The sequence below is a fragment of the Prochlorococcus marinus str. MIT 9201 genome (assembly GCF_000759955.1).
GTDB classification, from domain to species: Bacteria; Cyanobacteriota; Cyanobacteriia; order PCC-6307; family Cyanobiaceae; genus Prochlorococcus_A; species Prochlorococcus_A marinus_G.
Map to the genome: position 1 here is coordinate 175,527 of NZ_JNAL01000007.1, position 26,576 is coordinate 202,102.

The 26,576-nt window shown below is 32.0% G+C and carries 34 protein-coding genes and 1 tRNA gene; 13 read left to right on the forward strand and 22 right to left on the reverse strand.

What is annotated here, in order from left to right:
* Window positions 1-7 precede the first annotated feature (7 nt).
* From rpsN to sppA, 11 genes are all read right to left on the reverse strand, one after another.
* Window positions 8-310 (reverse strand): 30S ribosomal protein S14, encoded by a 303-nt coding sequence (gene rpsN / locus EU95_RS06240; protein WP_012008067.1) that lies wholly within the window; start codon window positions 308-310, stop codon window positions 8-10.
* 61 nt (window positions 311-371) lie between these two features.
* Window positions 372-1,451 carry an RIP metalloprotease RseP gene (gene rseP / locus EU95_RS06235; RefSeq protein WP_032521750.1) on the reverse strand — a complete coding sequence of 360 codons (1,080 nt, stop codon included), beginning with the start codon at window positions 1,449-1,451 and terminating at the stop codon, window positions 372-374.
* A 9-nt stretch (window positions 1,452-1,460) separates the two neighbouring features.
* Window positions 1,461-2,738, reverse strand: a complete 1,278-nt coding sequence (gene serS, locus EU95_RS06230; RefSeq protein WP_032521751.1) for a serine--tRNA ligase — start codon at window positions 2,736-2,738, stop codon at window positions 1,461-1,463.
* A 114-nt stretch (window positions 2,739-2,852) separates the two neighbouring features.
* On the reverse strand, window positions 2,853-4,319 hold the full coding sequence (locus EU95_RS06225; RefSeq protein WP_032521752.1) for an AAA family ATPase: 1,467 nt from the start codon (window positions 4,317-4,319) through the stop codon (window positions 2,853-2,855).
* Between the two features lie 15 nt (window positions 4,320-4,334).
* The gene (gene yidC, locus EU95_RS06220; RefSeq protein WP_032521753.1) at window positions 4,335-5,477 is read right to left on the reverse strand and encodes a membrane protein insertase YidC; all 1,143 of its coding nucleotides are present in this window, start codon (window positions 5,475-5,477) and stop codon (window positions 4,335-4,337) included.
* A gap of 72 nt (window positions 5,478-5,549) precedes the next feature.
* On the reverse strand, window positions 5,550-5,963 hold the full coding sequence (locus EU95_RS06215; protein WP_032521754.1) for a PH domain-containing protein: 414 nt from the start codon (window positions 5,961-5,963) through the stop codon (window positions 5,550-5,552).
* The gene (rnpA, locus tag EU95_RS06210) at window positions 5,960-6,346 is read right to left on the reverse strand and encodes a ribonuclease P protein component (protein ID WP_032521755.1); all 387 of its coding nucleotides are present in this window, start codon (window positions 6,344-6,346) and stop codon (window positions 5,960-5,962) included. The genes EU95_RS06215 and rnpA overlap by 4 nt, the downstream gene beginning before the upstream one ends.
* A gap of 12 nt (window positions 6,347-6,358) precedes the next feature.
* Window positions 6,359-6,496, reverse strand: a complete 138-nt coding sequence (rpmH, locus tag EU95_RS06205; RefSeq protein WP_002808184.1) for a 50S ribosomal protein L34 — start codon at window positions 6,494-6,496, stop codon at window positions 6,359-6,361.
* Window positions 6,497-6,526: 30 nt separating this feature from the next.
* Window positions 6,527-7,108: a DUF2808 domain-containing protein gene (locus EU95_RS06200; protein WP_032521756.1), complete on the reverse strand. Its 582-nt coding sequence runs from the start codon at window positions 7,106-7,108 to the stop codon at window positions 6,527-6,529.
* Window positions 7,109-7,169: 61 nt separating this feature from the next.
* The gene (aroH, locus tag EU95_RS06195; RefSeq protein WP_032521757.1) at window positions 7,170-7,541 is read right to left on the reverse strand and encodes a chorismate mutase; all 372 of its coding nucleotides are present in this window, start codon (window positions 7,539-7,541) and stop codon (window positions 7,170-7,172) included.
* Window positions 7,542-7,559: 18 nt separating this feature from the next.
* Window positions 7,560-8,369 (reverse strand): signal peptide peptidase SppA, encoded by an 810-nt coding sequence (gene sppA / locus EU95_RS06190; RefSeq protein ID WP_032521758.1) that lies wholly within the window; start codon window positions 8,367-8,369, stop codon window positions 7,560-7,562.
* Between the two features lie 52 nt (window positions 8,370-8,421).
* Between sppA and EU95_RS06185 the strand changes: the two genes are divergently transcribed.
* The 3 genes from EU95_RS06185 to EU95_RS06175 are packed head-to-tail and all read left to right on the forward strand — an operon-like array spanning window position 8,422 to window position 12,290.
* Window positions 8,422-9,363 (forward strand): DMT family transporter, encoded by a 942-nt coding sequence (locus tag EU95_RS06185; RefSeq protein ID WP_032521759.1) that lies wholly within the window; start codon window positions 8,422-8,424, stop codon window positions 9,361-9,363.
* 33 nt (window positions 9,364-9,396) lie between these two features.
* The gene (locus EU95_RS06180; RefSeq protein ID WP_032521760.1) at window positions 9,397-10,473 is read left to right on the forward strand and encodes a glycosyltransferase family 4 protein; all 1,077 of its coding nucleotides are present in this window, start codon (window positions 9,397-9,399) and stop codon (window positions 10,471-10,473) included.
* Window positions 10,474-10,484: 11 nt separating this feature from the next.
* Entirely contained in the window at window positions 10,485-12,290 is a 1,806-nt protein-coding gene (locus EU95_RS06175; RefSeq protein ID WP_032521761.1) for an ArnT family glycosyltransferase, read from the forward strand.
* On the opposite strand, the gene EU95_RS0108795 is transcribed toward EU95_RS06175, so the two are convergent.
* From EU95_RS0108795 to EU95_RS06155, 5 genes are all read right to left on the reverse strand, one after another.
* Complete coding sequence (locus tag EU95_RS0108795) at window positions 12,287-12,538, reverse strand: hypothetical protein (protein ID WP_032521762.1); 252 nt, start codon at window positions 12,536-12,538, stop codon at window positions 12,287-12,289. The two genes, EU95_RS06175 and EU95_RS0108795, sit on opposite strands and share 4 nt — an antisense overlap.
* Before the next feature lie 67 nt (window positions 12,539-12,605).
* Complete coding sequence (locus EU95_RS06170) at window positions 12,606-13,403, reverse strand: AEC family transporter (RefSeq protein WP_032521763.1); 798 nt, start codon at window positions 13,401-13,403, stop codon at window positions 12,606-12,608.
* Between the two features lie 201 nt (window positions 13,404-13,604).
* Window positions 13,605-13,829, reverse strand: coding sequence for a hypothetical protein (locus EU95_RS06165; protein WP_032521765.1), 225 nt, complete (start codon window positions 13,827-13,829; stop codon window positions 13,605-13,607).
* 78 nt (window positions 13,830-13,907) lie between these two features.
* Complete coding sequence (locus EU95_RS06160; RefSeq protein WP_032521766.1) at window positions 13,908-14,171, reverse strand: SemiSWEET family sugar transporter; 264 nt, start codon at window positions 14,169-14,171, stop codon at window positions 13,908-13,910.
* A gap of 14 nt (window positions 14,172-14,185) precedes the next feature.
* Window positions 14,186-14,920: an AhpC/TSA family protein gene (locus tag EU95_RS06155; RefSeq protein ID WP_032521767.1), complete on the reverse strand. Its 735-nt coding sequence runs from the start codon at window positions 14,918-14,920 to the stop codon at window positions 14,186-14,188.
* 142 nt (window positions 14,921-15,062) lie between these two features.
* On the opposite strand from EU95_RS06155, the gene fldA reads away from it, so the two are divergent.
* From fldA to EU95_RS06140, 3 genes are all read left to right on the forward strand, one after another.
* Window positions 15,063-15,587 (forward strand): flavodoxin FldA, encoded by a 525-nt coding sequence (gene fldA / locus EU95_RS06150; protein ID WP_032512937.1) that lies wholly within the window; start codon window positions 15,063-15,065, stop codon window positions 15,585-15,587.
* Between the two features lie 142 nt (window positions 15,588-15,729).
* A complete protein-coding gene (locus EU95_RS06145; RefSeq protein ID WP_032521768.1) occupies window positions 15,730-16,788 on the forward strand; it encodes a chlorophyll a/b binding light-harvesting protein in 1,059 nt (352 codons plus the stop codon).
* A 77-nt stretch (window positions 16,789-16,865) separates the two neighbouring features.
* Window positions 16,866-17,519: a DUF3386 domain-containing protein gene (locus EU95_RS06140; RefSeq protein WP_032521770.1), complete on the forward strand. Its 654-nt coding sequence runs from the start codon at window positions 16,866-16,868 to the stop codon at window positions 17,517-17,519.
* Window positions 17,520-17,524: 5 nt separating this feature from the next.
* Here EU95_RS06140 and EU95_RS06135 read toward each other — a convergent pair whose 3' ends face one another.
* Complete coding sequence (locus tag EU95_RS06135; RefSeq protein ID WP_002807817.1) at window positions 17,525-17,770, reverse strand: hypothetical protein; 246 nt, start codon at window positions 17,768-17,770, stop codon at window positions 17,525-17,527.
* A gap of 96 nt (window positions 17,771-17,866) precedes the next feature.
* The gene (locus EU95_RS06130) at window positions 17,867-18,505 is read right to left on the reverse strand and encodes a methyltransferase domain-containing protein (RefSeq protein WP_032521771.1); all 639 of its coding nucleotides are present in this window, start codon (window positions 18,503-18,505) and stop codon (window positions 17,867-17,869) included.
* Window positions 18,506-18,658: 153 nt separating this feature from the next.
* On the opposite strand from EU95_RS06130, the gene EU95_RS09815 reads away from it, so the two are divergent.
* From EU95_RS09815 to EU95_RS06110, 5 genes are all read left to right on the forward strand, one after another.
* Window positions 18,659-18,829: a hypothetical protein gene (locus EU95_RS09815; RefSeq protein ID WP_193742449.1), complete on the forward strand. Its 171-nt coding sequence runs from the start codon at window positions 18,659-18,661 to the stop codon at window positions 18,827-18,829.
* Between the two features lie 2 nt (window positions 18,830-18,831).
* A complete protein-coding gene (locus EU95_RS06125; RefSeq protein WP_032521772.1) occupies window positions 18,832-19,164 on the forward strand; it encodes a phenylpyruvate tautomerase MIF-related protein in 333 nt (110 codons plus the stop codon).
* Between the two features lie 29 nt (window positions 19,165-19,193).
* Complete coding sequence (locus tag EU95_RS06120) at window positions 19,194-19,580, forward strand: DUF1824 family protein (RefSeq protein ID WP_032521773.1); 387 nt, start codon at window positions 19,194-19,196, stop codon at window positions 19,578-19,580.
* Between the two features lie 97 nt (window positions 19,581-19,677).
* Window positions 19,678-20,544, forward strand: coding sequence for a glycine--tRNA ligase subunit alpha (glyQ, locus tag EU95_RS06115; RefSeq protein WP_032521774.1), 867 nt, complete (start codon window positions 19,678-19,680; stop codon window positions 20,542-20,544).
* Between the two features lie 143 nt (window positions 20,545-20,687).
* Complete coding sequence (locus EU95_RS06110; RefSeq protein ID WP_032521775.1) at window positions 20,688-22,031, forward strand: iron uptake porin; 1,344 nt, start codon at window positions 20,688-20,690, stop codon at window positions 22,029-22,031.
* Between the two features lie 223 nt (window positions 22,032-22,254).
* Here the strand turns inward: EU95_RS06110 and EU95_RS06105 are convergent, their stop codons facing one another.
* Window positions 22,255-22,494: a hypothetical protein gene (locus EU95_RS06105; protein ID WP_032521776.1), complete on the reverse strand. Its 240-nt coding sequence runs from the start codon at window positions 22,492-22,494 to the stop codon at window positions 22,255-22,257.
* Window positions 22,495-22,569: 75 nt separating this feature from the next.
* The gene (locus tag EU95_RS06100; RefSeq protein WP_032521777.1) at window positions 22,570-23,235 is read right to left on the reverse strand and encodes a Fe2+-dependent dioxygenase; all 666 of its coding nucleotides are present in this window, start codon (window positions 23,233-23,235) and stop codon (window positions 22,570-22,572) included.
* Window positions 23,236-23,337: 102 nt separating this feature from the next.
* Here EU95_RS06100 and EU95_RS06095 point away from each other — a divergent pair, with 102 nt between their 5' ends.
* Window positions 23,338-24,360, forward strand: coding sequence for an extracellular solute-binding protein (locus EU95_RS06095; RefSeq protein ID WP_032521818.1), 1,023 nt, complete (start codon window positions 23,338-23,340; stop codon window positions 24,358-24,360).
* Between the two features lie 61 nt (window positions 24,361-24,421).
* Window positions 24,422-24,506 (forward strand) — tRNA-Ser (locus tag EU95_RS06090).
* 255 nt (window positions 24,507-24,761) lie between these two features.
* Here EU95_RS06090 and EU95_RS06085 read toward each other — a convergent pair.
* Both EU95_RS06085 and EU95_RS06080 read right to left on the reverse strand, forming a co-directional pair.
* Window positions 24,762-25,013 (reverse strand): 2Fe-2S iron-sulfur cluster-binding protein, encoded by a 252-nt coding sequence (locus EU95_RS06085; RefSeq protein WP_032521778.1) that lies wholly within the window; start codon window positions 25,011-25,013, stop codon window positions 24,762-24,764.
* On the reverse strand, window positions 25,010-26,539 hold the full coding sequence (locus EU95_RS06080; protein ID WP_032521779.1) for a cobyric acid synthase: 1,530 nt from the start codon (window positions 26,537-26,539) through the stop codon (window positions 25,010-25,012). The genes EU95_RS06085 and EU95_RS06080 overlap by 4 nt, the downstream gene beginning before the upstream one ends.
* Window positions 26,540-26,576 lie beyond the last annotated feature (37 nt).

Below are 26,576 nucleotides of genomic sequence, written 5' to 3' on the forward strand. Positions count from 1 at the left end.
ATTTATCCTACCAACTTGATTTAACAACACCAGGAAGCTCACCGTTATGAGCTCTTTGTCTTAACTGATTCCTGCAAAGACCAAAATCTCTGTAAACTCCTCTTGGTTTACCTGTTGCCCAACACCTGTTTCTTACTCTATTTGGAGCAGAGTTTCTTGGCAGCCCTTGAATTTTTCTATGTATTTCTAACCTTTCCATTGGATCTTTTGCGGCATTGAATTCATCTAATAGTGATTTCCTTTTTGCAGCATATTTTTTCACAAGTTTTTTGCGTTTGACCTCTCTTGCAATCATGGACTTTTTCGCCATTTAATAAAATCTTTAAACTTCTTACTATATTAACAGCTTGGCCAACAGTTTTTAAATTTATTTATTGGTTTAATAATCTTTGTACTATTAAAAGTTGGCTTGTATCTCTAATAATTAGTAGCACACTTAGTCCAACTAAAAGAAAAAAACTAGATTGAGTGACAACCATTTGAACCTTTACTGGTACAGGCTTTCCCCTCAACCCCTCTATTAAAGTAAAAACAAGTTGTCCTCCATCCAAAAGTGGTAAAGGCAACGAGTTGAGGACTGCTAAATTAATAGAAATTAAAGCTGCAAATAATAATATCCCTGTCCCTCCTTGTTGCGATAATTGAGCACCAATTTCAACGATTTTAACTGGCCCGCTTAATTGTTGAGCTGTTGAGGAAAAATTTGTTATTAATCCTTTATACCCTTGGATTGTTTTTACTAAAAGTGATGAAAACTCATTATTGGTGTATTTAAAAAGTTCGAAAAAGTTTTTTGTCTTTTTAGTTTCTTTCCTAATATTTGGTTGTAATTGAGCACCTATTGTTCCTTTACCATCAACATTTTTTGGTATCAAAGTTAAATTTTTGAAAATCCCATCTCTTTCAATTTTTATTGAAATTGGTTCATCTGATGAATTTTGGATCTCTTTTACTAAAGTGTAAATAGCTTGATCACCAACTCCTAAAGTACTAGTTTCAACTTCTAAGATTTTATCTCCGGGTTTTAAGCCAGCTAAGGAGGCCGCCTTCTCAGGTTGAGTAGCCAAAACTAAAATACCTGGTTCTGGATCAAATGGAATACCATCAGTAGTTACATTAATAATTAGGATTGTGTAAGCAAGTATTAAGTTGGCGAAGACTCCAGCCGAAATTACAATAACTCTCTGAATTATTGGCCTATTTTTCAAAAGATTTGGATCTCTAGGGTCAATATTATTTAGTTCTTCATCAGGGAAAGATACAAAGCCTCCAAGAGGAAAAGCTCTGAATGAATAAGTGATATCTTTAAATTTTTTTTGAATTATTGCGGGTCCAAAGCCAATCGAAAATCCATCTACATAAATACCTTGTAAAATTGCTGCAAGGAAATGCCCCATCTCATGAAAAAATATGAGAAATCCAAGTACTGTTATTGAGGTTAAAACATTCATTAATTTATATTAAGCAGTTTTTAAAAAATTTGATCCAAAATATGGAACAAGAGCATCTGGAATCTTAACGCTACCATCTGATTGTTGGCCATTTTCAAGAATCGCGGCCATTGTTCTTCCAACAGCGAGCCCACTACCATTTAAGGTATGCAAATATGTATTTTTTTTATCAATTTTCGACCTTATGGATGATCTACGTGCTTGAAAGTCAAGGCAATTGCTGCAACTCGAAATTTCTCTATAACATTTACTACTGGGAAGCCAGACTTCAAGATCAAAAGTTCTACTAGAAGAAAAGCCTAAGTCTCCTGTGCAAATATCTACTAATCTATAAGGTAAGTTGAGTTTTTTTAAAATGCTTTCTGCATCAGAGGTAATTTTTTTATGAGCCTCTAAAGATTTTCTTGGATCACAAAACCAATAAAGCTCAACCTTATTAAATTGATGCAGTCTTATTAAACCTTTAGTATCCCTTCCATAACTTCCAGCTTCTCTCCTGAAACATGGACTATATGCAACATACTTAATAGGTAACTGCTTGGGATCAATAATCTGGTTTCTATGAAAAGCAGTTAGTGGAACTTCCGCTGTTGGAGAAAGCCATAAATCGTCATTAGAACACTTAAAACTTTCATTTGAGAATTTAGGCAACTGTCCAGATCCCTTTAGACTTTCTGAATTTACTAAAGCTGGAGGCATTAACTCTAAATAACCATTTTTAATATGCATATCGAGCATGAAATTAATCAATGCTCTCTCTAATCTGGCACCATTACCTGTAAGAGTAATAAAACGACTTTTTGATATTTTTGTTGTTTTTAAAGAATCAAAGATTTTAAGACTTTCGCCTATTTCCCAGTGTGATTTAATATTCTCTTTTCTAAAGGGGTCTCCCCAAGTTTTTAGTTGTACATTATCACTTTCATCTTTTCCAATAGGTGCATCTTTGCTAGGAAAATTTGGCAAATTATAAATCTCATCATCTAGTTGTTTATCTAATACTTTTTGCTTCTCTTCAAGTTCAGAAATTTTAATTCTATATTCGTTTCCCTTTTTCTTTAAATCATTTAGTTGTTGTGAATTTTTATTTTGTGATTTTCCAATTGCCTCACCTATTGATTTGCTTAACTTTTTGCTCTCAGATTGAAGACTGGATATTTCTATATCAATATCTTTTTTCTTAACAGTTAATTCGTGTATTTGAGATATGTTATAAACTTTTCCTCTCAAGGATAAATTCTCTTCAACAAATGTTGGATTTTCTCTTATTAATTTTTGATCTAACACTATTTTTTTTTTATACCTTAATTAAGATAGTTAATCTCAAATGATTATTTGGGATTTTTGATGAAAAATTAACTAAATTAATGATTCATAACTTACGCTAAATTAAAAATTTATTTACGATGCAGAACGAGCCCGTCCTGTAGATGACCATTCTTTTAATAAATCAATTTGCTCTTTAGCAGTTCTTGATAAGGGAACTAATTCAGAGACTGCCTTTATTAAATCTTTCTCCATAAGTTCTCTATTTTCAGAAAATGAAATGTGCATGCCTTCAATTACTGCTTGTTCCAGTTCTGCGCCTGAGAATCCATCTGTTCTATCAATGATAGTAGTGAGAGGGAAACTATAACTTGGTCTTCTTTTTTTTAAGTGCAAATCTAGAATGCTTAATCTTTCTTCGGAATTTGGCAAATCAAGAAAAAATATCTCATCAAATCTACCTTTCCTTAATAATTCAGCAGGAAGCTTATCTATAGCGTTAGCAGTAGCAATTACAAATACGGCGGATTCTTTTTCAGACATCCAAGTTAGTAAACTTGCCAAAACTCTTTGACTTGTCCCTCCATCACTTCTGGCATCGCCACCAAAGCCCTTATCAATTTCATCGATCCAAAGGATACAAGGTGACATGGCCTCAGCTCTTGATATCGTTTCTCTTGTTCTTGCCTCGCTTGAACCAACAAGGCTAGAAAATAGTCTTCCCACATCTAACCTGAGAAGCGGCATCGACCAACTCCTAGAAATTGATTTTGCAGTAAGTGATTTCCCTGTCCCTTGCGCTCCTACAAGTAAGACCCCTTTGGGAATAGGTAGTCCATATTCTCTAGCTTCTTTAGAAAAGGCCCTGTATCTTTGGTTAAGCCAAACTTTTAAAACATTTAAACCACCAATATCATCTTGACTTGATTTGGCTTCAAAAAATTCTAAAATTTCACTTCTTGCTATAACTTGTTTTTTTTCTTCGAGAATATCTCTAATATCTTCTTTACTTATTTTTCCTCTTTGAGCAAGAGCCTTTGCAGTAACTTGCTTTACTTTTATTTCGGTTAGTCCACTTGAAGCTATAGAAAGTTCGTTTAAGTCTTGCTCTTCAAGGTTTGAATTGGTATTGATAGCTATTTTTTTTATTAGACTTTTTAATTCTTTTTGATCAGGTAAAGGTAAGTTTAAAATTGTCATTAATTCATCCAGCTCTTCTGATGATGGAAATAGATGAGAACTAATAATTAAATTATGACTAGTCTCCTTAAGAGCTGAAGATAGTTCTTTAATAGTTCTATTGATAGATGGATCATCATAAAATTTATGAAAATCTTTTACTAATAAAACCGTTGAAACTTCAGAACTTTGTCCTTTAAGCCAATTAAGCGCTCCTAAAGGATCGTTAGAAAATTTACCTTCTTCATTTATTAAACCTTTAATACCATTAACACAATCCCAGCAAATGAATCTTTTTATACTTAATCCTTCACAAGCGAAATTAACTAATTTTTCTAACCTTTCCTCTTCTTTAGTTCTTATCCAAATTAATGTGGTTCTTGATTTTATTAGTAATTGTAAATTTCTACACCAAGAATTCATTATCTAAGATTTAAACTATTTTTTGCTGTTAGGTTCAAAAGGCAATCTTTTTTCTGAAATAGTTGAAGCAGAGGTTGTTATTACTTCATTTTTTGCCAATAATTGTTGATCAAGAATTTTCTGTAGATTCTCAGGAAGAGCTTCTTTGTTTAGAAGAAAAGTCTGGAATGCTTGAAATATATTGGCAACAACCATATATAGTAATACTCCTGCTGGCAGTGGAAAAAATAGGAACATACCAGTAATCATTATTGGAGTAATCTTGTTGGCAGTTGATTGTTGCGGATTAGCAGGCATCCCCTGACTAGACAAAACTTGAGAGAGAAGTAAAGTTAATCCAAATGAGCCAACTAGTGCAGCAATATCCCAATTGATAGACCCATCCACATAAAAACCTACTTGACCTAAAGCTTTAATAAAAAGAAAACCACTTTTGGCAGCTAAACCAGGTATTTTCGCTTCTACTGTTGCATCTCCTGGTTTAATTGCAGTGACTGTACCGTCTTGGGAAACTTTTAAAATTTCAGAACCTTTTGAAACCTTCCACTTAGGGAGGAATTTTGATCCATTTTCATATTTAGATAAAACTTCCGGATAGCTATTACCATTTGTCGTTTGCAAATTTATTTTGACTGATTCTTCAGTTCCTAGTTTTGTTCCATTAGGTATAGAAGCTATTACAGGAAAATGTGATTTTTCTGTTATAAAAATAGAATGTCTTGGGGATTTGTAGGGTTTTGGATCGATAGCTGCAATTTGATCCTGTGGAACAACTTTAAGATTAATGTTGTAGGGAACATCGGCAAATGGTGAGCCCCTTAAGGTTGCAAACAATGCAAATAATACAGGCATTTGAACAATCAATGGAAGGCATCCTGCGAGAGGGCTACCAAACTCATTCATGAGTTTTCCTAATTCTTCTTGCTGTTTCTTTGGATCACCTGAAAACTTAGATTTTATTTCTGCTTGCCTTTTTTGCATTACTGGTTGCGCTATCTTCATTCTTCTTGCGCTTCTAATGGAGCCAGCGCTTAAAGGGAAAAGTGCAATTCTAATTACGACTGTCAATGCAACAATTGCTAAACCGTAACTAGGGACTAAACCATAGAAAAAATCTAGAATCGGGATAAGTAATTTTTCAGAAATGAACCCTATCACGATATTAAAAAGAGTGTAATTTTGGTAGACATTTTATTTTACAGGAAAAAAAGGTTTTTGTAATTATTTTAATTATGACTTAGTAGCAAATCCTTCTACTTCGTTGAGATTTGGTATTTGTGATCTTTTAATAATATTCTTCTCGATAAATTTTTGCTTTTCTCTGAAAAGGGGTAATGATTTCATTTCAACTTTTGATCCGTCATTAAGAATAAGAACCATATCACCATATGATCCAAATCCTCTTGGAATTGATCTGATTTCTTCGATATTACTTAAGGAAACTTGCGTTTTGTTCTTACCAAGCCAACCACCATCGATCGTAATTCTTTTGTTTGTAATTTTAAATCTCAACCACAATGCTCTAACTATCGCGGCAAAAGTAAATGGCAAACCAAGAATGGTTATACCTGCTATAAGATTTATTATTAAATCACTTTTTGCAGGACCTCCTTCGAAAAAGGTTTCTTCATTCATGTTAATCATTTGATTATTTGGGATTTGAACATTAAGTTTTGAAATTCCTCCAAAAGTTTATTTTCATCATTGCAGAAATCCTCATCATTAAGGTTAACAAGTAACCAATATGGTTTGTGGTTATTAATTTTTTGAATATTTGTTAATAGCCACTCGTGCATAGTTCTTCTTAATTTATTTCTTTCTACAGCTTTTTTTGAAACTTTTTTGCTTATAGCTATTGCAATCCTAAAATTGTTTGATGTATTTGTGAGATTATGGCTTGAAAGGATGTCTGGATTTGGTTTTGCCACTTTAAATGACATTGATTTTCCGTAATATTTTTTGGAATTTTTATGAATATAATCAAAAGTCCTATAACCTTTTAAACGCATATCTTTAGGTAAGGCCATTAAGATTTTAACTTAGACTGCTATTCTTTCTCTGCCTTTTTGCCTTCTGCTTTTAATAACTCTTCTACCTGTATGAGAACGCATTCTTACTCTAAAACCAGATACACGTTTTCTTTTTCTTGAAGTTCCGCCAAATGTTCTTTTAGTCATTTTTTTATTTATCCCTATTTAATTTATCATTTAATCGATCACTATAGTCCAGCTTCCTAAATAACTTGAAACTGATTTCCCTTTTGGTTGGCCATATGAATGGAATTGATAAAGTCCTGATTTTTTCGGATTAGAAATTTTTTTAAAGACAATCGCATAACTTTCTTTGTTAGAGGGTATAGGACTATATGGGAATAAATTTAGGGAACGTGAACCTGATTCTTCACTACTAATTTCTATATCAGCTGGAACGTCTTCTAAACATTTTGTTCGACTCTCAAAACCTCCTATTCTTACCTTGCAAAGACTTATTTTTTCGTTATTTAAAGTGGATTTAAATTTTTTGGGGATATCTAGGTTAATTTTTAAGAGATCAGTTCTTCTATCAGATGGCCTCAAAAAAAAATAAATGGTATTTCTAAAACTTTTTTTATTTTCTTTCTGAAACCACTTTAATCTTCTAAGTCCAGAGTCTTGGTCCCATTGGAATTCAAGTCCTGACTTAGCATCTTGGATGTTATTGAAGAATGGGGTGGAAACTAAAATTGTAGGAATAAGAAAAAATCTTAAAATTTTAAAGTTTAAAGAAAGTTTCTTTGTTTTTTTTAACATTGAAGAAAAATTTTTAGGTTGATTCAGACTGAAAAATGGAAAGTAAAATCTTTATCTAAGGTTAACATCTATCTGACCTCAATTTTGCAGCGCCTCTTAAATAGGGATGCTTTACTAAATGATTTGGCGGCAACAAAACTTGTGCCATTAATCTTATACAAAAATCCACATCATTTACTACGTACATTTGTTGGCAGTCTAAAAATGCTACTGAATTAAGTCCTTTACATTTTCTCGCAATTGAGGCAGGGAAACATGCATCCAGATCTTTTGTCGCGGTGAACGTAATTGATAGTAAGTTCGTCTTGATTAAATTATTGCGTGAAATTAATGCATCTATTAATTCCAATACGGCGACTTCGATTTCCTCAACAGAATTTCCAGATGCTGTTGTGGCTCCTCGAATAAATGTAACTTTATAATCATCTTTCATATTTTTTTATTTACTGATTTAAGGCTTATATAACCAAAGTATTTTATTAGATGAATCAATCTCAAAGAAAAGATTATTGATAACTCTTTCAATAATTTTACTTCCAGGAATTAGTCCTAGTATTTTCTTTTTTTTCTTTCCAAATGTTAAGGGCTGAATTTTAGGATCAATATTTACCATTTTTGCGGCAAGTTCCCTTGCAACAAATTCATCTCCAACTTCATCAACGAGTCCTAATTCTTTTGCTTGGGTTCCAGTAAAAATTCTTCCATCGGCAAATTTTCTTACTTCTTCAACAGGTAAATTTCTTCCGTCTGCAACAGCTTCAGTGAATTGTTTGTAGCTTTCATCTATGAGGCCTTGAAGTAGATTTCTCCCTTCATCACTTAAAGGTTTATCTGGAGAGAGGATATCTTTAAATACACCGCTTTTAACAGTTTCAAACTTTATACCAATTTTATCTAATAATTCAGATAAATTATTTCCCCTTATAATTACACCAATAGAACCTGTAATTGTACCTGGATTAGCAACTATTTTGTCGGATGCTACTCCAATATAAACACCTCCAGATGCTGATATGTTTCCAAAACTAGCAATGACTTTACATCCTTTTTCTTTTAGCCTTTTAAGAGCAGAGTATATTTCTTGGCTATCCCCAACAGTTCCCCCTGGTGAATCAATTCTCACGATTAGAGCAGGAAATTCTCTATCCTCTATTTGTTTAAGAGCTTTAAGGACAGAAACTCTTGTTGCACTTGTTATGGGCTCATCAATTACAATACGAGCCATTCTTTTTTTTGACTTTCGTCTAAAAGGCCAAATCATTCTTTTAAGGTAAATTCATGAAACTACTTTAAAAAGATTATCAGCAGACTTAATGAATTCAATCTTAAATTGGTTTTTAATGATACTCCCTTTTGCACTTTGGGGCACATCAATGGCGGCTATGACTCCGCTAGTATCTAGTGCTGGTCCTGAGTTTGTGGCTTCTTTAAGATTATTACCTGCAGGAGTTCTTGTCCTAATAACAACATATTTGTTAAAAAGGGATTTAAAAATTTATAAGTGCGATTTGAAGTGGTTTTTTGTTTTTACAATTATCGATGCTACTTTTTTTCAGTTATTTTTAACTTATGGCATAGAAAAGACTGGGGCAGGACTTGGTTCTGTATTGATTGATTCTCAGCCCCTTTTGGTAGCGATTTTGGCAAGAGCAATTTTTGGGAATTTAATTAACCCAATAGGATGGTTAGGGTTACTTTTTGGGTTGGGAGGAATAATATTTTTAGGAGTCCCGCAAGAATTTCTTGGGAATTGGTGGTTAATGTCTGATAATGCCACGACTGATATATCTTTTAACTTCGGAGAATTTTGGATGCTTGCAGCTTCGCTGGCTATGGCATTAGGAACAATTCTAATAAGGTTTACCTGTACCAAAAGTGATCCAGTTGCAGTTACAGGATGGCATATGGTTGTGGGAAGTGTACCCTTGATTATTAAGCATTGCTTACGCCCAGATTTTCAAATAATCCCAGATTGGTCAATATTTAATTGGGGACTGATGTCATTTGCGAGTATTTTTGGAGGGGCAATAGCTTATGGACTTTTTTTCTACTTTGCGAATAATAAAGAAATAACTGGTTTTAGTACTCTAGCGTTTTTAACTCCGGTATTTGCTCTTTTAAGTGGAGGCGTTTGGTTAGATGAAAGACTTAATATTGTTCAATGGATAGGAGTAGCTTTCGTTCTTATGTCGGTATTTTTGGTAAGTCAGAGAAGGAGTTTATGGGAAAATAAACTAACTGATACTAGTATTTAATTAGGTTATTGTTTAGAAAAAAAGTATAAAATAATGCGAATAGTTTTGATTAGTACTCCGATAGGTTTTCTTGGAAGCGGCAGGGGGGGTGGAGTTGAATTAACTTTAAATTCCTTAGTCTCAGGATTGCTTAGTTCAGGTCACTCAGTAGATGTAATAGCCCCGTTAAATTCTAAATTAAATAAAGGTAATGAAAAAGCAAAACTACATTTTGTAGAAGGTCAAGATCAAATTAGTTGGCAGCATCAAAATTATAATTCTCTTGTAAGTATTCCAGATAATTCACTTCTAGCCGGAATGCTTGAAAAGGGATTAGCTATCGCTAAAAAAGCAGATGTATTGCTGAATATGTCTTATGATTGGTTGCCTATCTGGATGACTCTAAATGTAGAGCTACCCATTGCGCATATCATTAGTATGGGCTCGGAAAGTTCGGTAATTAGTAATTTAATCTCAAAGGTATATGATAAACATCCAAATAATTTTGCTTTTCATTCAAAAATACAAGCTGATGATTATCCATTTATAAAAAACCCAATAGTTATTGGTAATGGTTTTAAATTAGATAACTATACTTTTCAAGATATAGCCAAGGGACCATTGGCGTGGGTTGGGAGAGTAGCACCAGAGAAAGGTTTAGAGGATGCAGTTTATGTTGCAAGTGAACTTGGCGAAAAACTAAAAGTTTGGGGAGTTACAGAAGATGAAAACTATGCCTCAAAAATACAAAAATCTTTTCCTCAAGGAACTGTAGATTGGATGGGTTTTTTATCAACCAATGAATTACAAAAAGAACTTGGTAAATGTAGGGCTTTGCTAAATACTCCAAAATGGAACGAGGCATATGGGAACGTAGTTGTAGAAGCTTTAGCCTGTGGGGTGCCAGTCATTGCCTATAAAAGGGGAGGGCCCAGTGAAATTATTCAGCATGGGCAAACAGGGTATCTTGCTGATCCTGATGATAAAAAAAATATGCTTTCCTATGTAGAGATTATTGAAAAAATAAATCGTAAGAAATGTAGAGAATGGGTAGAAAAAAATGCCTCAACAGATATATTTGCTAAGAAGGTTGTGAACTGGCTTAATAAGGTAACGCACGAATATAAATAAAAAACTATTAAATGATTATTCTTAAATCAAGAAAAAGGCTTATAACCTTACTCATAGTTTTAGTTTGTGGGATCATATTATTTATTTCAGGTTTAGGTAGTACAGGACTAGTAGATGAAACTCCTCCTTTATTTGCCGCTGCTGGACGGGCAATGAGTGAATCTGGTGATTGGTTAACTCCAAAAGTCAATGGAATGTTCCGTTTTGATAAGCCTCCACTAATATATTGGCTTATGGGTTTTTTTTACTCATTACCGAAAAACGAAATTTGGGATAGTTTAGGAACAATCTCAGCAAGACTCCCTTCAGCTTTGGGATCATTATTTTTAATGTTGATGATTGGAGATACTTTATTTTGTTGGCCGCAGAAGGGTGATAGGCAATTCCTCACTCCAATATTTGCATCATTAGCCTTTGGACTGTCTCCATTCATAATTATCTGGAGTAGGACTGCTGTAAGTGACTCTCTTTTGACTGGAACCTTAGGGATTAGCCTGCTGTTGTTTTGGAGACGAATGGCAAGTGAAAATAATGATCAATGCATTTCAGCATGGGTTTTTTTAGGGTTTGCAATTTTAACTAAAGGACCTGTTGCATTTGTTTTAGCAACATTGACTATTGCATTTTTCTTAATCATTCAGAAGGATTGGAAAACTTTGCTACATAAGATAAATCCTAAGAAAGGTTTTTTAATAACAATACTAATAAGTGTTCCGTGGTATATCTTAGAACTCATAAAAGAGGGAAAGCCTTTTTGGGACAACTTTTTTGGTTATCATAATTTCCAAAGATATACATCTGTTGTAAATAATCATTCAGAACCATTTTGGTTTTTTCTTTACATGATGATATTTGCTTCATTACCATTCACTCCTTTTTTGTATCACGGGATAATTAAAGTCTTTGAAGATTTCTTGAGACGTTCAAAAAATAGTAGCAATGTCAATGAGACCCTATATATTTATTCTCTATGTTGGTTAACATCGGTCTTAATCTTCTTTAGTATTTCTGCTACAAAACTTCCAAGCTATTGGTTGCCAGCAATTCCAGCGGCGTCAATTTTAATAAGTAATAGCTTTCAAAACTTAAAACACTCAAAAAAGATTTATTCATTTTTATGGATGTTTAATATTTTAATTTTTTTTGGAGTCTCCATAGCATTCTTTTTCTCAAATATTTGGTTAAGTTCAATAAATGATCCTGAAATGCCTAATCTCGGATCCGAATTAATAAGTTCTGGGATAATTTTTAAAGCCAAATTCTTCTTCTCTACATTTACTCTCATTGCAATAATTTTATTTTCATTAAAATCCAAAAATATATTTCTTTATCTTCAAATTTTACTTTTGATAGGACAATCCTTTTTGATGTCTCCAATAAGAAAATTAGCGGATAATTCTAGGCAATTGCCCTTGAGGAACATCTCAAAATTAATTTCAGATATTCGAGAGGGGAACGAGACTTTAGCGATGATCGGGATAAGAAAACCCTCTTTACATTATTATTCAGGACAAATAGTTTTTTATGAACCAAATACTAAAGAAGGATTAATTAATCTCTCAGACAGGCTCAATAACGATAGGAGAGAAAATTATAAGGACCAACCAGATTATGAATATAAATCTTTATTGGTCGTTATAGATAAATATTCTTCACGCGAAAAACACTGGTCAAATATTAATCATCAAAAATTGGGAGAATATGGAATTTATAATTTATGGCGAATTCAGAAAAATGATTTGAATAATTATTCGGAAACTTTAGTTAAAAGCGGTTATAAATCTGACTGGAAAAATCGAAAAGTTGAAAAATTTTAACAAAGCTTTTTTTTAAGAAGAGCGTTTTTAAGATCATCAAGACTGCACTTATTAGGGATTTCAATTTTATTTAGATCTTCAAGTAATTCCAGATCGATTACAGAATCTTCGGCTAAAAAACTAAAAACTTCATTAATGCTTATTCCCATGTCTTGAGCCATCTCTGAGATTAGTCTCAGAGTATCCCTCCTCACAGATATCCTGAGGTCTAAAGGGATATATTCATTTTCAGGGTTCGCTGACTTCATAACCTAAATCTTAAGACATTATGTATTTATCAGGACATTTTCTTTACAATATTCATTAATTATGCAATTAAAACGTTTTTTTGCTGTATGCATCGATAAGAATTTTTAAAAGAGGAATTGTAACTATTGAAATTAAAGTTGTAGTAAAAAGAATTTTTGATGCTATTTTTTGTTTCACGTCATAAGCCTCTGCCATTAATATTGTGGAAATTGCCGTTGGAGTTCCTGCCTGAAGTATTACTGCTGATGATTGATAGAAGTCAAAATTTAAAAATTTGCTTATTAAAAAAACGATAAAAGGAAGAATAAATAACTTTAATAAAATCGAGAATTTAATTTCTTGATTTAGATCAAAAATTTTATCCTTTTGATTTATTATTATGCCAAGTCTTGTTCCTACAATTATTATTGCCAAAGCGATAACTACCCTAGCAGGGATCCAAAGGTAATTTCCTAATATTTCATCTACATTGAAAAGATATGCTAAAAGTACCCCAATTATGCCTCTTGATGCAGGACTATTTATCAATGCGTTTAAAAAGCCTTCGATCTTTGGGATTTTATTTATTTGGGATTTGCCTTGAAGAAAAAAAGGTCCAAATATCCAAGCGAATAATGTTGTTCCCAAGTCAAATCCGATAGTGAAGTTAATAGTAGATGAAGGGAGAAGAGCTATCGCTATTGGTATTCCAAGAAATGAAGTATTACCTATTAGACCTGCTAGCTGTAAAGTATAATTTGGAAGCCTATTTTTAAATATTCGAAATATATTCACTAATGATATCAATAATCCAATTAGAGAGAATGCTAAAAATGCACTTTTAATAAGGTTTATATCTATACCCTCCTTTAATAAAAGACCCATTACACTTAATGGAATGCCAAATCTTATTAGAGGTCTTGCAATATATTTAGAAATCCTTGGATTCTTTTTTCCAATAAGAAATCCAAAAATTAAGAAAGGGATAATATTTATAAAGAGAGAGTAGATAGTATTAATTAAATATTTATTAAAGCAATACTAACTTGCCGAGCATAGTCAAAAAAAATTTATGAATGGAATAAGTTAAATTATTTTCCATATTGCCTTATCAGGAATTAAAGGAGATTTATTTAAATCTTCTGGTTCTTTAGTCAATACTCTCCAATTTGGAACTCTACAAGTGACATAAGCAGGACTTTCTATTAAAACACCTGGGTTCTCATCAAAAGTACAAGTAAACCCCTCTTTCCAAAAACCGCCTTTGTTAAGGCTACCTTTAAACCAGACCCAACATTTTGAAGTTTTCAAGATCACTGAAATTTATTTCTATGATAAATAAAATTTAAGTAATTTCTCTAAAATTTAAAACTATTAAAACAATAATTGCTAATTAGATGGTTTTGAAAAATATACTTTTGAGATTAATATCAAGAGATTTAAAATTAAGGTAATCAAATTAGCAATCAATATTGGTGTAGAAGAAATTTTATAACCGTAAATAATCCATGACAAGACTCCAATAATAAACATTATTAAAGTTGTCAAAGAAACATCATCTGCTTTTTTTGTTTTTAGAGTTTTTAATAATTGAGGTAGAAATGCGGCTGTTGTTAAAATCGCGGCAAAATATCCAAATATATCTATATCCATAAAAGTTTCAAAAACTATTCTTTAATTAAATCAGATATAAACCTTAAGGGATCTCTCATATTTGATGAATATCCGAGAACATCATTTGAGAAGAATTTATAAATAACTTGATTTTTATTACTCAACAAAAAAGAAGCTCCTCTTTGAGGAAGATATTTTGCATCAAGAATATAATCATTCCAATTTTTAATTATTTCATTCATATTGTTTAATCTAAATGTTGCTAATTCGAATGGTCTTAAATAACCATCCCCGAAAATCTGCTTAAAAGAATTACCAGAAAATTTTAGAAATTTTAAAATGTCAATTTCATCAAATTCTGAATAGATTTGCTTTGCTTTTCGATCGCCTGTATAACCTCTAAAAACCTCTTTAATTGTTTTAAAAGAATTTATCCCAGATAACATTAAAAGCATATTAATCCAACCTCCTAAACCTATATCTAAACCTCTTGAGACTTTAAGATTATTATGAATTTGATTATCAGAAACAATTATTAAATTTTTTTCACAGAAGCCAGTGAATTTACAGAATTTTTGTTTCCCATTTTGGTTGCCAATAGCAATAGCATAAATATCTAAATTTTTATCCTGACGATTATTGATAAAATTTTTAAGATTTATTGCATATTCAACGCTATCAAAATCTCCCAATAGGCCAAATAAAACAATTAATTTAAATCTCTTCTCCCCTTTGAAGTTAAATTCTTCAACAAGATTATTAATATGGTTTTGAAATTTGTCAGTCACAATAGTTTAAATATCTTTATAAATTTTTCTTAAAAAATTTTTTCTTACTCTAATTGGTATAAAATTTTACTTGAAAAAGTTTTTTAAGAAATTAATTTAATGTTTTTAGATTTTATTATTTTAAGGTAAACATTTTGAAGTTATGACTGTAGGAATTTATTACGCAACTACAACTGGAAAAACAGAGGACGTAGCTGATCGTCTTCACAATTTTATTTCTTCAGCAGAGGCACCTAAAGATGTTTCTGATGTAGATGATCTTTCGGAATTAGAAGGTCTTGACGGGATAATCTGTGGGATACCTACTTGGAATACCGGAGCAGATGAAGAAAGATCAGGAACTGCTTGGGATTCAATCTTAGAGGATATTGGTGAACTAAGTTTATCAGGAAAAAAAGTTGCAATTTTTGGCTTAGGAGATTCTTCTACCTATACAGAAAACTATTGTGATGCCATGGAAGAACTTCATAGCTACTTCACTAAAGCAGGAGCCGAAATGGTCGGTTATGTAGATAAATCTTCTTATACATTTGATGAGTCTAAAAGCGTCATTGGAGAAAGTTTTTGTGGATTACCTCTTGATGAGGATAGTGAATCTGATTTGACTGATTCACGTCTTGAAACATGGGCTTCTCAACTAAAAGGCGAAATACCCTCATTGGCTTAACTTTCAAAGATATTACTCTCTAAATTTGTAACATTTGTTCTTTCATAAGATTATTTTTTTACAAAAGTAATTAAATCTGTAAAGAACTTGTAAAAAATAAACTGATTAGCAATATGCTCAATTTGCTGTTTATTTAAATCAAGTGTTACAAAATTACGGAAAATCTGATGTTACCTATGACTGGTACGCAGGGAATTCTGGTGTTGTAGGCCGTTCAGGTAAATTCATAGCAGCTCATGCAGCCCATGCAGGTTTAATGATGTTCTGGGCAGGAGCTTTTGGATTATTTGAATTAGCTCGTTACGACGCCACTATTCCAATGGGTGCACAGAAAGCAATTGTTTTACCTCACCTAGCTGGTATTGGAATTGGTGGAATTGAAAATGGCGTTATTACAGAGCCATATGGAATTGTTGTAATTTGCACATTACATCTTATTTTCTCAGCAGTATTGGGTGCTGGGGGATTATTACATTCCAATAAATTTGCAGGTGATCTTGGAGATTATCCAGAAAATAGTAAGCCACAAAAATTTGATTTTGAGTGGGATGATCCAGATAAATTAACTTTTATTCTTGGTCACCATCTAATTTTTCTTGGACTTGGAGCAATAATGTTTGTTGAATGGGCTCGTATTCATGGAATTTATGACCCAGCAATAGGTTCTACAAGACAAGTCGTTTACAATCTAGATATTGCAGCAATTTGGAACCATCAATTTGATTTTCTAAAAATAGATAGTTTAGAAGACATAATGGGTGGTCATGCTTTTGTGGCATTCTTAACTATCATCGGTGGAGTTTTCCATATTTGCACAAAACAATTTGGAGAATATACAGAATTCAAAGGTAAAGGACTACTTGGTGCCGAGGCTATTTTGTCCTACTCAGTAGTAGGAGTTTCCTTTATGGCATTTATTGCTGCATTCTGGTGTGCTTCAAACACAACCATATATCCAGTCGATCTATATGGAGAGCCTTTAAAGCTTCAATTTGAATTTGCACCTTACTTTACTGATACAGTTGATTTAGGTTCTGGTGCATATAGTTCAAGAGCATGGCTTGCTAATGGACACTTCTATTTAGGGTTCTTTTTCTTACAAGGCCATTTATGGCATGCTTTAAGAGCGATGGGATTTGACTTCAAGAAAATTGGTCAAGCCTTTGATAATATGGAAAATACAAAAATTACTCAAAACTAATTTAATCTCAGAAAAAAACCTCTCCTTTAATAGGGAGGTTTTTTTTTGTAGAATTATTTGACGTATTCAAAACATTAATGGATAATCTACAAGAAATTAATTGTAAAGAGATTTTTCGAAAAGCTTATGAAAATAGGTACACCTGGAAAAATGAATTTAATGGTTACAAAGGTAAATGTATTTTTTTGATTAATAATAATATTCATAAAGGTAACTTCGTATTAGATAAAAATTTCAAACCAATTATTCAAAAAATAGAAGATGAAAAAATTGTTAAAAGTATTGCCTCTCAGTTATTTGAAGTTTGTATACATAGGGTAAAGAGAGAATTCCGTTCTGTTCATTCAGAAAATAATTTTAACTTAATTAAAAATTCTGACAGTGGGATTGAAATGATAGTTTCTGGCAAGAATCAAGGTGATAAATATAGGGTTAAAGATGACTGTATTAATATGGTTTATAGAAAAATTCATGGAACCATAATTGAGATTTTTGTTGAAGAATTTTTCCATACAGGAATAGGCGCTCTTAGTAAAAAATATTGTAGTCAAACAATTGATCCTGATACACTTAAGCCAAAATCGCAAAAATTAGAATATGTGGATGAATTTATAAATATAGGTGAAGAGGATTATTGGATCTTAAATTCAAGAACAATAAAATACCTCAACCAAAATCAAGAAAAAGAAACACAAAAGTTTGTTTTCGAGGATTTAGGTTTATTAAAATAACTTTTTTATTCAACCAATCTAAATCCTTTATCAAGTAGTTTTTGATAGAGGAGCCTAGCTCTGAAGGCTAAAATTTGTTCTTCATTTTCATTACTAATTACATGAAAATAATTATTGTCTAGTTTATTTTTGCTAAAACAAACGTTTGCTTCTCCTAATCTTAGAGTCCAATTTTCTTCTTTTGCTAAATGCTGATTAGGTCCAAGATCCCAAGGGCATTTTTCAGGATATTTTTCTCTTTTGGAGCCCATATTATTAATTTTAACTATCCAATATTAGTAAAAATTAAAAAGTATGGCTATTTATTTTTGTTAATAGCTTTTTCTGAAATACAGTAAAGGTATTTTTTACTCCTTAATAGCAATTAAGCAATAAAATGGGTCTTTATTTAAAAAATTTAAGATATTGAGGACAGGTTGATTAAATTTTTTTATAATTTTTGGTTCATTAAATCCGTTTGTGATTAACACTTTTCTTACATATTCTACTCTCTCTTCCTCATTAGAGGTAGTCCATATATTAGGAGCTTTATGCCAAAATGCTCTATTTGAAAAAGCGATTATAAACTTGCCCTGATTACTTAAAATTCTTGCGATTTCTTTAGTTAAATTTTCTGGGTATTGTAAATATTGCCAAGCTGCGACCATTAAACAATAATCAACACTTTCATTATCCAAAGGAATTTCTTGATTTAAATTGAAATTTTGTATCCAATAGGTATCAAAAATTTTGTTTCTTTCAAGTTCTTGTTTATTTAAACCATGCCCAATAACCTTTTTATATTTTTTCTCTTTAGGTAAATAACTATCCCAGCTGGACATTAAATCTAGAACGGTTGAATAATCTGAAATTTCATTTTTATAAACATTTGATAGATAGTCCCTGAAGTTTGCATCTAAATGATAGACAAATTTTGGATCAGAATAAAATTCTTGATCATTACTCTCATCAAGCTTTTTTCTTTGATAATTATTTAAGACTTCCAAAATAATAACTATGAAATGTCTTTTAAATTTAATCAATAGATATTCAGATTGCGTTTTTGTAATGTATTTTGAACTTAATTAATTAAAGATCTTTAAAATACCTAGACATCTATTTAAATGAAGTTAAATTATGAATTAATAATTTAATTAAAAATGATTGAATTCAAAAGGAGCAAAAAAAATAGATCTAAGAATGCTCTTTTCAATCCATATAAAAACGGTATAAGTCAATATGATATGGCATATCTTTCAACAAAAAAAGTTTTAAAGAGTAAGACTTTTAATCTACAAAATGATTTCCAAAAAGATAATTTAGCTGCATAAATATGCCTTATATAAATCTTTCTACTTCAGCAAAAATTGAGGATAAGAAAAAATTACTTGAAGAAATCTCAATATTTATTTCATCTTTAACTAGTAAATCAAGAAGATTTGTAATGGCAAGATTAGATGATAATTGCGAAATGTATTTTGATGATTATTTACCTTCATGCTTTTTAGAAATTAAGTCAATAGGTTCTTTGAATCCTTCAGACATGGCAAAGCCAATTTCTGATTTTATACATGAGAAATTGGGAATTCCAATTGATAAGATTTATATTTCTTTCGAGGATGTCTCAGCTTCAATGTGGGCATGGAATGGAAGAACATTTGGATGACTAAATTGATTTTCTAGGTATTTATTAAGTTGGAAATAAATCAATTACATGATTTAAATAGTCTTAGATCAGCTCCTCAATTAAATAAATTACAAATAAAAAAATTACTAGAAGAACTTGAAGAAAATATTTTTAATGCCGATTGGATAACAATCGGAATAATGGCCCCCTCCGATTTAGATGCTATTGCTGCATTAAAATCAATTTCCAAAAAATATGCTTCTATTAAATTCAGCGATAAAGAACCCCTTGCTGCAAATGGAAGTGTTTTTTTAAAAGGTAATCAAAAAACAGGAAATGTTTTTATTAGATCTGAAAATGGTCTTGGAGTTGGAATTTTATTAACTTGTCAGTATGATCATGAGTCTAGAGAAGCTAATACATTCGGACCATTGCCGTTGGATTTTTTTAACTAATTAATCTTTAATTTATTTCTAATCATTTATATTTTTGAAAGAAGCTTTGTTATCATATTTTATGGAATTGCTTAAAATTTCTAAATTTCTTAAATAGATGTTTTTTCAGGATATAATTCAAAACTTAAATAAATTTTGGTCTGAAGAAGGATGTTTAATAATGCAACCATATGATACTGAAAAGGGTGCTGGAACAATGAATCCGCACACTTTTTTAAGAGCTATTGGACCAGAACCTTGGAGTGTTGCATATGCAGAACCATGCAGGAGACCAACAGATGGAAGGTTTGGTGATAATCCTAATAGGGCCCAACATTACTTTCAATATCAAGTAATAATTAAACCTTCGCCAGATAAAATACAGGAAAAGTACTTAACATCCTTAGAATCTCTAGGAATTAATTGTAGAGATCATGACATAAGATTTGTAGAAGATAATTGGGAGTCTCCAACACTTGGTGCATGGGGAGTTGGCTGGGAAGTTTGGTTAGATGGAATGGAAGTCACTCAATTTACTTATTTTCAACAATGCGGTGGAGTTGACTGTAGTCCAGTTCCAATTGAAATAACTTACGGATTAGAGAGAATTGCAATGTTCTTACAAGATAAGGAAAGTATTTGGGATTTAAATTGGAACAAAAATTTGAAATATAGTGATATTTGGCTTCAATTTGAAAAAAGTCAATGTTCTTATAATTTCACTGAATCTAGTCCTGATAATCTCAGAAAATTATTTGAACTTTACCAAACTGAGGCAAATAATTTAATAGAAAAAAAATTGACTTACCCCGCGCTCGATTTTGTTCTTAAATGTAGCCATACTTTTAATCTGCTTGATGCAAGAGGTGTTATTTCAGTTACAGATCGTGCTCAATACATTGAAAAGATTAGAAAATTAGCAAGGGAAGTTGCTTCATCTTGGATAGAGGAAAGAAAATTAATGGAATTTCCATTAATTAAATAGAAGAAACCTAATAAAACTGTCATAAAAAAGAATGAACAGTATAAAATGATACGCTGCTCTGAAACTTATATTCCTTTCTTTTTTTGTTACCCTCGATACAGTATAGTTACCCATTTCAGTGGGCTACTTTAGTGTGAGGTAAAATGAAACTCTTCCAACAAATGTTGGTAGCAGGAGCATCTTTGAGTTTAATAACTCCATTAGCTGCTCAGGCTTCTGATGTTGTCAATATTGAAGAAATGAACAGCTACGCTCGTAGTCAAACAAAATCTTCAAGACTTGACAGTAATACATTCATTAACGAAGTTAGTGAAGACATAGCAAACCTTAAAGGTCGTGTTGATAGCCTTGAGGTAAGGCAAAATAATTTTGAGGCAGGTGGATTCTCAGATACTACAACTCTAGACGGTAAAGTTGTATTTACCACAGGTGCTCTTAGTTACGATGGTTCTGGTAGTGACACAGTTTCTAACGAAGCTGCTCTCTTCCAGTACATGTGGCAAGGAAACTTGAATACTAGCTTCACAGGCGATGACAATCTTTATGTAAGACTTAAAACAGGTAACGCAGGTTCTTGGACAAAGGATAAAGACCACGGTACTTATTTAAGTTCTGCTAAAGGAAACTCTAATGTTATCAAGGTTGATAAAATCTGGTATCAATTCCCTGTAGGAGAAAAGAATACTGTTTTTGTCGGTCCTATGATCGAAAACTACTACATGCATGGAACTACTCCATCAATCTATAAGCCAGTATTAAAAGCATTTACTCTTGGTGGTAATGGAGCTGCTTATGGTGCAAGTACTTCTCAAGGTGCAGGTTGGATTTATAAGGCAGATAATGGATTTGCGATAAGTTCAAACTTTACTTCTAAGTCAATGGGAACTAAGAAGGTTTATGATACTGCCACTGATGCAGATGGCAATGAAATCACTCTTTCAACTTACTCATACGCTAATACAGGAATTTTAACTGACGAAACTCAAACTGCTTGGGCTACTCAAGTAGGTCTTACTAAAGATCAGTATGCGATTTCAGCAATCGTTAACCAAAAGTCTGCAGGCTGGGGAGATAGCTACTTTAGTACAGCTCGTGGTGATGATCGTAATAGCGACGACAGCACTAACATTGGTTTAAGAGCTTGGTGGAGACCATCAGAGACTGGTACTGCAATTCCTGAAGTTTCATTCGGTTATGATACTTCATCATTGGATGGTTATGACGATGATGACACTACTAATGCCTATTTCGTAGGTCTAACCTGGAAAGATACCTTCAATGCTGATGATCGTATCGGTGTAGCTTTCGGTCAACCTCAACAAAATGAGGGTGAGGACGAAGATGCATTCATGTGGGAAGCATATTATGGTTTCAAGGTTAACGACTCAGTAACAGTAACTCCAGCAATTTTCGGAGCATCAAATGCTAACGGAACTGACGGAGAAGACTATACTGGTGCAGTAATCGAAACACAGTTTAAGTTCTAAACGAATTTTTAAATTCATAAAAAAACACCCTGTTAGGGTGTTTTTTTTTATTTATTAATATTTAAAACCATTATCTGTGGGAGTAACGAATGCCAACAGATTAAACTGGTGAAGAATTATATTAGTCCCTAATTGAAAAATAGTTTAAGTTCTAAACGAATCTTAAATTCCATAAAAAAACACCCTTTATAGGGTGTCTTTTATTAATTATAATTTTCATCATTTACCAGCAGTTTTCTCCCTCCCCAATAGGTATACATGCGCTTGATTTGGCAGCTTCATCAGCTAATTTTTGTGCAGCATCATCTAGAACAAAATCTGCATTAATAGGCATATCTGTATTCCACTCTTTAAGTCCTCCCATATCATTTTCACCTGCTTTTACAGAAAAATCATCTGAGGCGGCAATTGAAAGAGCACTTGTTGCAGCTATAAATAATGCTATCGAACTTCTTTTTGGCATTTAATACTAAAATAACTCATTTAATATTCTAAATATTTCTAGATCAATTTTCTATTCGATGTATAAAATGATTCTTTAATTACCTAGCAATCTAAGAAGGTTTGAATAAGACTTAAAAATAAGATCAAGTTCCTCCGATCTTCCATATTTAGCCAACAAACTTTTAGCCCCAGCATCAAGATCAAATAAATATTCTCTTTCTTCTATTGATTTAATGTAGCTTTCAATCCAACCTACGCATACTACTCTTTCTCCAGTTTTTACTTCTTTAACTGAATGTAAAAAAGTACTAGGATAAATAATCATTTGACCTGCATCTAGCTTGAATTCTTTTTCTGAATTAAGTGTTTCGATAACTAATTCTCCCCCTTCATAATTTTCTTTATTAGTTAAGGAAATAGTAAAGGATAAATCTGACCTACCTGTTGACATAAAAGGATTATCAATATGCCTCCCATAACCCATATTCTGTGATGACTTAGTAAACATTATTCCATGAATTATTTTTGGTAACGAAAAACTCTTAATGAGTTGATTTTCCAGGATCCTTTTTTTTATTAACTGAGAGTATTTCTTTGAAATTTCTGAATTTCTATTTAATTGCAAATTATTTTTTACTTTAGAAGCATGACTTCCAGCTGTTTTTTTTCCATCTTCCCAAAGATTATTTTGGTCATTGACAGTTTTAATTAATATTTCTATTTCTTCTTCGTTTAGTAACTGGAGCGTTAAATAATTCATGCTGGATATAAAAAATGTTACATGTAAGTGTATAGAAAATATCTTTAAGGATTTTTAGGCTTTATCTATATATAAAGTAACCATAGATACTATTTGATAAAAGTGCAAAAACTAAAAAAGATACTTTACTCAGCTTTGACGTTTACTTTTTTATTTAATTTAAATATACCTCTAAGTGCGATGGAAAAAGAGGTGAAGGTTTATTCTGGGAGGCATTATAATACTGATAGGGGAGTTTATAAGAAATTTGCGGAAGAAACAGGAATAAAGGTAAGGCTTATCGAAGCCGCAGGTATATCCTTAATCGAAAGGTTGAAAAGGGAGGGAAAGAATTCTCAAGCAGATTTAATATTGCTTGTTGATGCAGCAAGAATTACTAATGCTGCAAAGGCTGGACTACTTCAAAGTATAGAATCATCCTCTCTAGAAAATGATGTACCCAATGGTTTAAAAGATAGGGGTAAAGAATGGTATGCACTAACTCGAAGAGTAAGAGTAATGGTGGCGAACCCAAAGGTTGTTGATCTAAATAAGATTAAAGATTATACAGATTTAGCTGATCCATCATTAAAAGGCAAAGTTTGCTTAAGAAATAGAAAGAGTCCATATAATCAATCTTTAGTCGCTAATCAAATAGTTAATAAAGGTGAATCAGAAACTAAAGCTTGGTTAAGTGGAATGATCTCTAATGTTTCTCAACCTTTTTTTCCAGGAGATATTTCGATAATAAGAGCAGTCTCTAAGAAAAAATGTGGTGTAGGAATTGTTAATCACTACTATGTAGCGAGAATGTTAGCAGGTGTTAATGGTAGGAGAGATGCTTTATATGCAAAAAAAACATCAGTCATCACTCCTAATCCAGCGCATGTAAATATTAGTGCTGGAGGTGTGGCAAAATATGCTTCAAATAAAAAAGAAGCTATTAAGCTACTTGAATATTTAGCATCTCCACAAGGAAGTAAAGGTCTAGCTGCTCCAACTTTTGAACATCCACTGAAAGAAGTTAATCAAAATCCAATAGTTAAAGACTTTGGAGAATTTACTTCTGATTCGGTAACCGTAGAAGATCTAGGAAACTATAACTCTTTAGCAATAAAAATGATGAAAGATTCAGGTTGGGATTAAAAATTAAGAAAATTAGATAGATCAACATTTTCTCATTTATGCCAACCATAATTAATAGAAGGGAGAGGTGGCTGAGTGGTTGAAAGCGAACGATTCGAAATCGTTTAATAGGCAACTATTCGTGGGTTCGAATCCCACCCTCTCCGTTGATTTCTTTTTGGAATAGTTTTTTTGTTGAAAATTAAGTATTTGCAGTAACTTTGATAATCAATAATTACTTTGATTTTATGAAAATCCAATCATATTGATTAAATGTGTTGTGGGATGTGTTGTGAGATGTGTTGTGGGATTATCAACTATGAGTTGGTTTACCATTCCCTATATTTCCCATATAAGCACATATGGACTAAATTCTAATTCTAGACTCTCCGTAAAATTTTTTTTATGAAATAGTTAAGAATTTAATTTTCCCAAAAAGGATCTGTAGTAAGTGAAACATTTAATATTCGTTCTTTTTTACTTTTAATATTTGTAATACAAGCTCTCACAGTTTCTCCATTCACATCAATTTCGCAAGCTCCGCAACTTCCTGTTAAACAACCCGCAGGAATTTTTAAGCCTGCCTTTTCTGCTGCTGCAAACCAGTCATCTCCCTCTGAGGCATATGTCTCGATATTATTAGGCCATGAAATTTTAATGATTAATTTATTCAATTTAATAAAGATGAAATGGTAATATGTTTGTCAAATTCATTGGCAAGATTATCAATAATTGATTCTCTTTTAATTTTATAAGATCTTGTTTTTTTTTCTAATGCGGGCAATTTTTTTCTCTTTCTTATCAAATTAATATATTGATCTCTCCAAATATCATTTTCAAAGATTCCATGAATGTATGTGGCAGCGATAGTCCCACCTTTTTTATTTTCTTTATACCAACCTAGATTGATGTCTCTGAAGATAGGGTTAATCTTTAATGAGTTTTGAGTACTATCTAATTCGGTTTGCCCATTGTGAATTTCAAATCCATTAATTTTGGATTGGCATGGCCAAAAAGATTCTGAGCTGATTTGACGTGTTAATTTTTTCTCAATGAAAGTGGTTTTTAATGGAAGTAATCCAATGCCTCTAATCTTTTGTCCTGACGGGTTTTTCGAGCCCTCTTTTAAAAAAGGATCTTCAAGTATTGTGCCTAACATTTGTAAACCTCCACAAATGCCAATAATATGCCCATTATTTTCTGAATATTCTCTTATATCCTGTGATAAACCTGAGTTATCAAGAAATATTTGATCTTTAATAGTTTGTTTACTCCCAGGAATAATAATAAAATCATAATTTTTCAGGTTTTGCGATTCTTTAACCCATTCAATAAATATTGACTCTTCATTTTCCAATGGGTCAAAGTCTGAGAAGTTACTTATAGATGGCAATTTTATTATTCCAACTTTTATTTCGGGATATTTGGAAATCGATTTTTTTTCTAATAAATCCAGAGAATCTTCAGGAGGAAATGTATCATTCAACCAGGGCACAATCCCAATAACAGGAATTTTCGTTTTACTCTCAATCCATTTTTTACCTTCTTCAAATAATGAAAGGTCTCCTCTGAATCTATTTATAATTATTCCCTTAATAAGTTTTTTTTCTTCAGGTTTCATGAGTTCAAGTGTCCCAATTATTTGTGCGAATACACCTCCTCTCTCAATATCAGTAACTAAAATGCAATTTGCATTTAGATACTTTGCAACTCTTAAATTAGTGAGGTCTCTATGAATCAAATTCATTTCTACTGGACTTCCAGCTCCTTCAATAATTAAACGGCAATTTGGACTTTTTTTATAAATAGAACTCAGACTTTTTTTAATTACTTCCCAACCTGGAATAAACCAATCTTTATAGTAATTTTTAGCAGTTGTTATTCCTATACTTTTGCCAAGGTGTATAACCTCACTTATTGAATTGCCTTGTGGTTTTAATAAAATAGGATTCATCTCTGCAGAAGGATTAATACCACAAGCAAAAGCTTGAAGAGCTTGTGAATATGCCATCTCTCCACCATCCCAATCAACCCAAGCGTTGTTACTCATATTTTGACCTTTAAAAGGTATTGGATCTTCCCCTGAATTTTTAAGAATTCTGCAAATAGCAGTAACCGTTAATGATTTACCTGCTCCACTGGAAGTGCCCAGGACCATTATTGGTTTCTTACTTTTATTTAATTTCGTATCTAATTCCATTGGTAATTAATATTAATTTTGAAATTTATTAACTAGT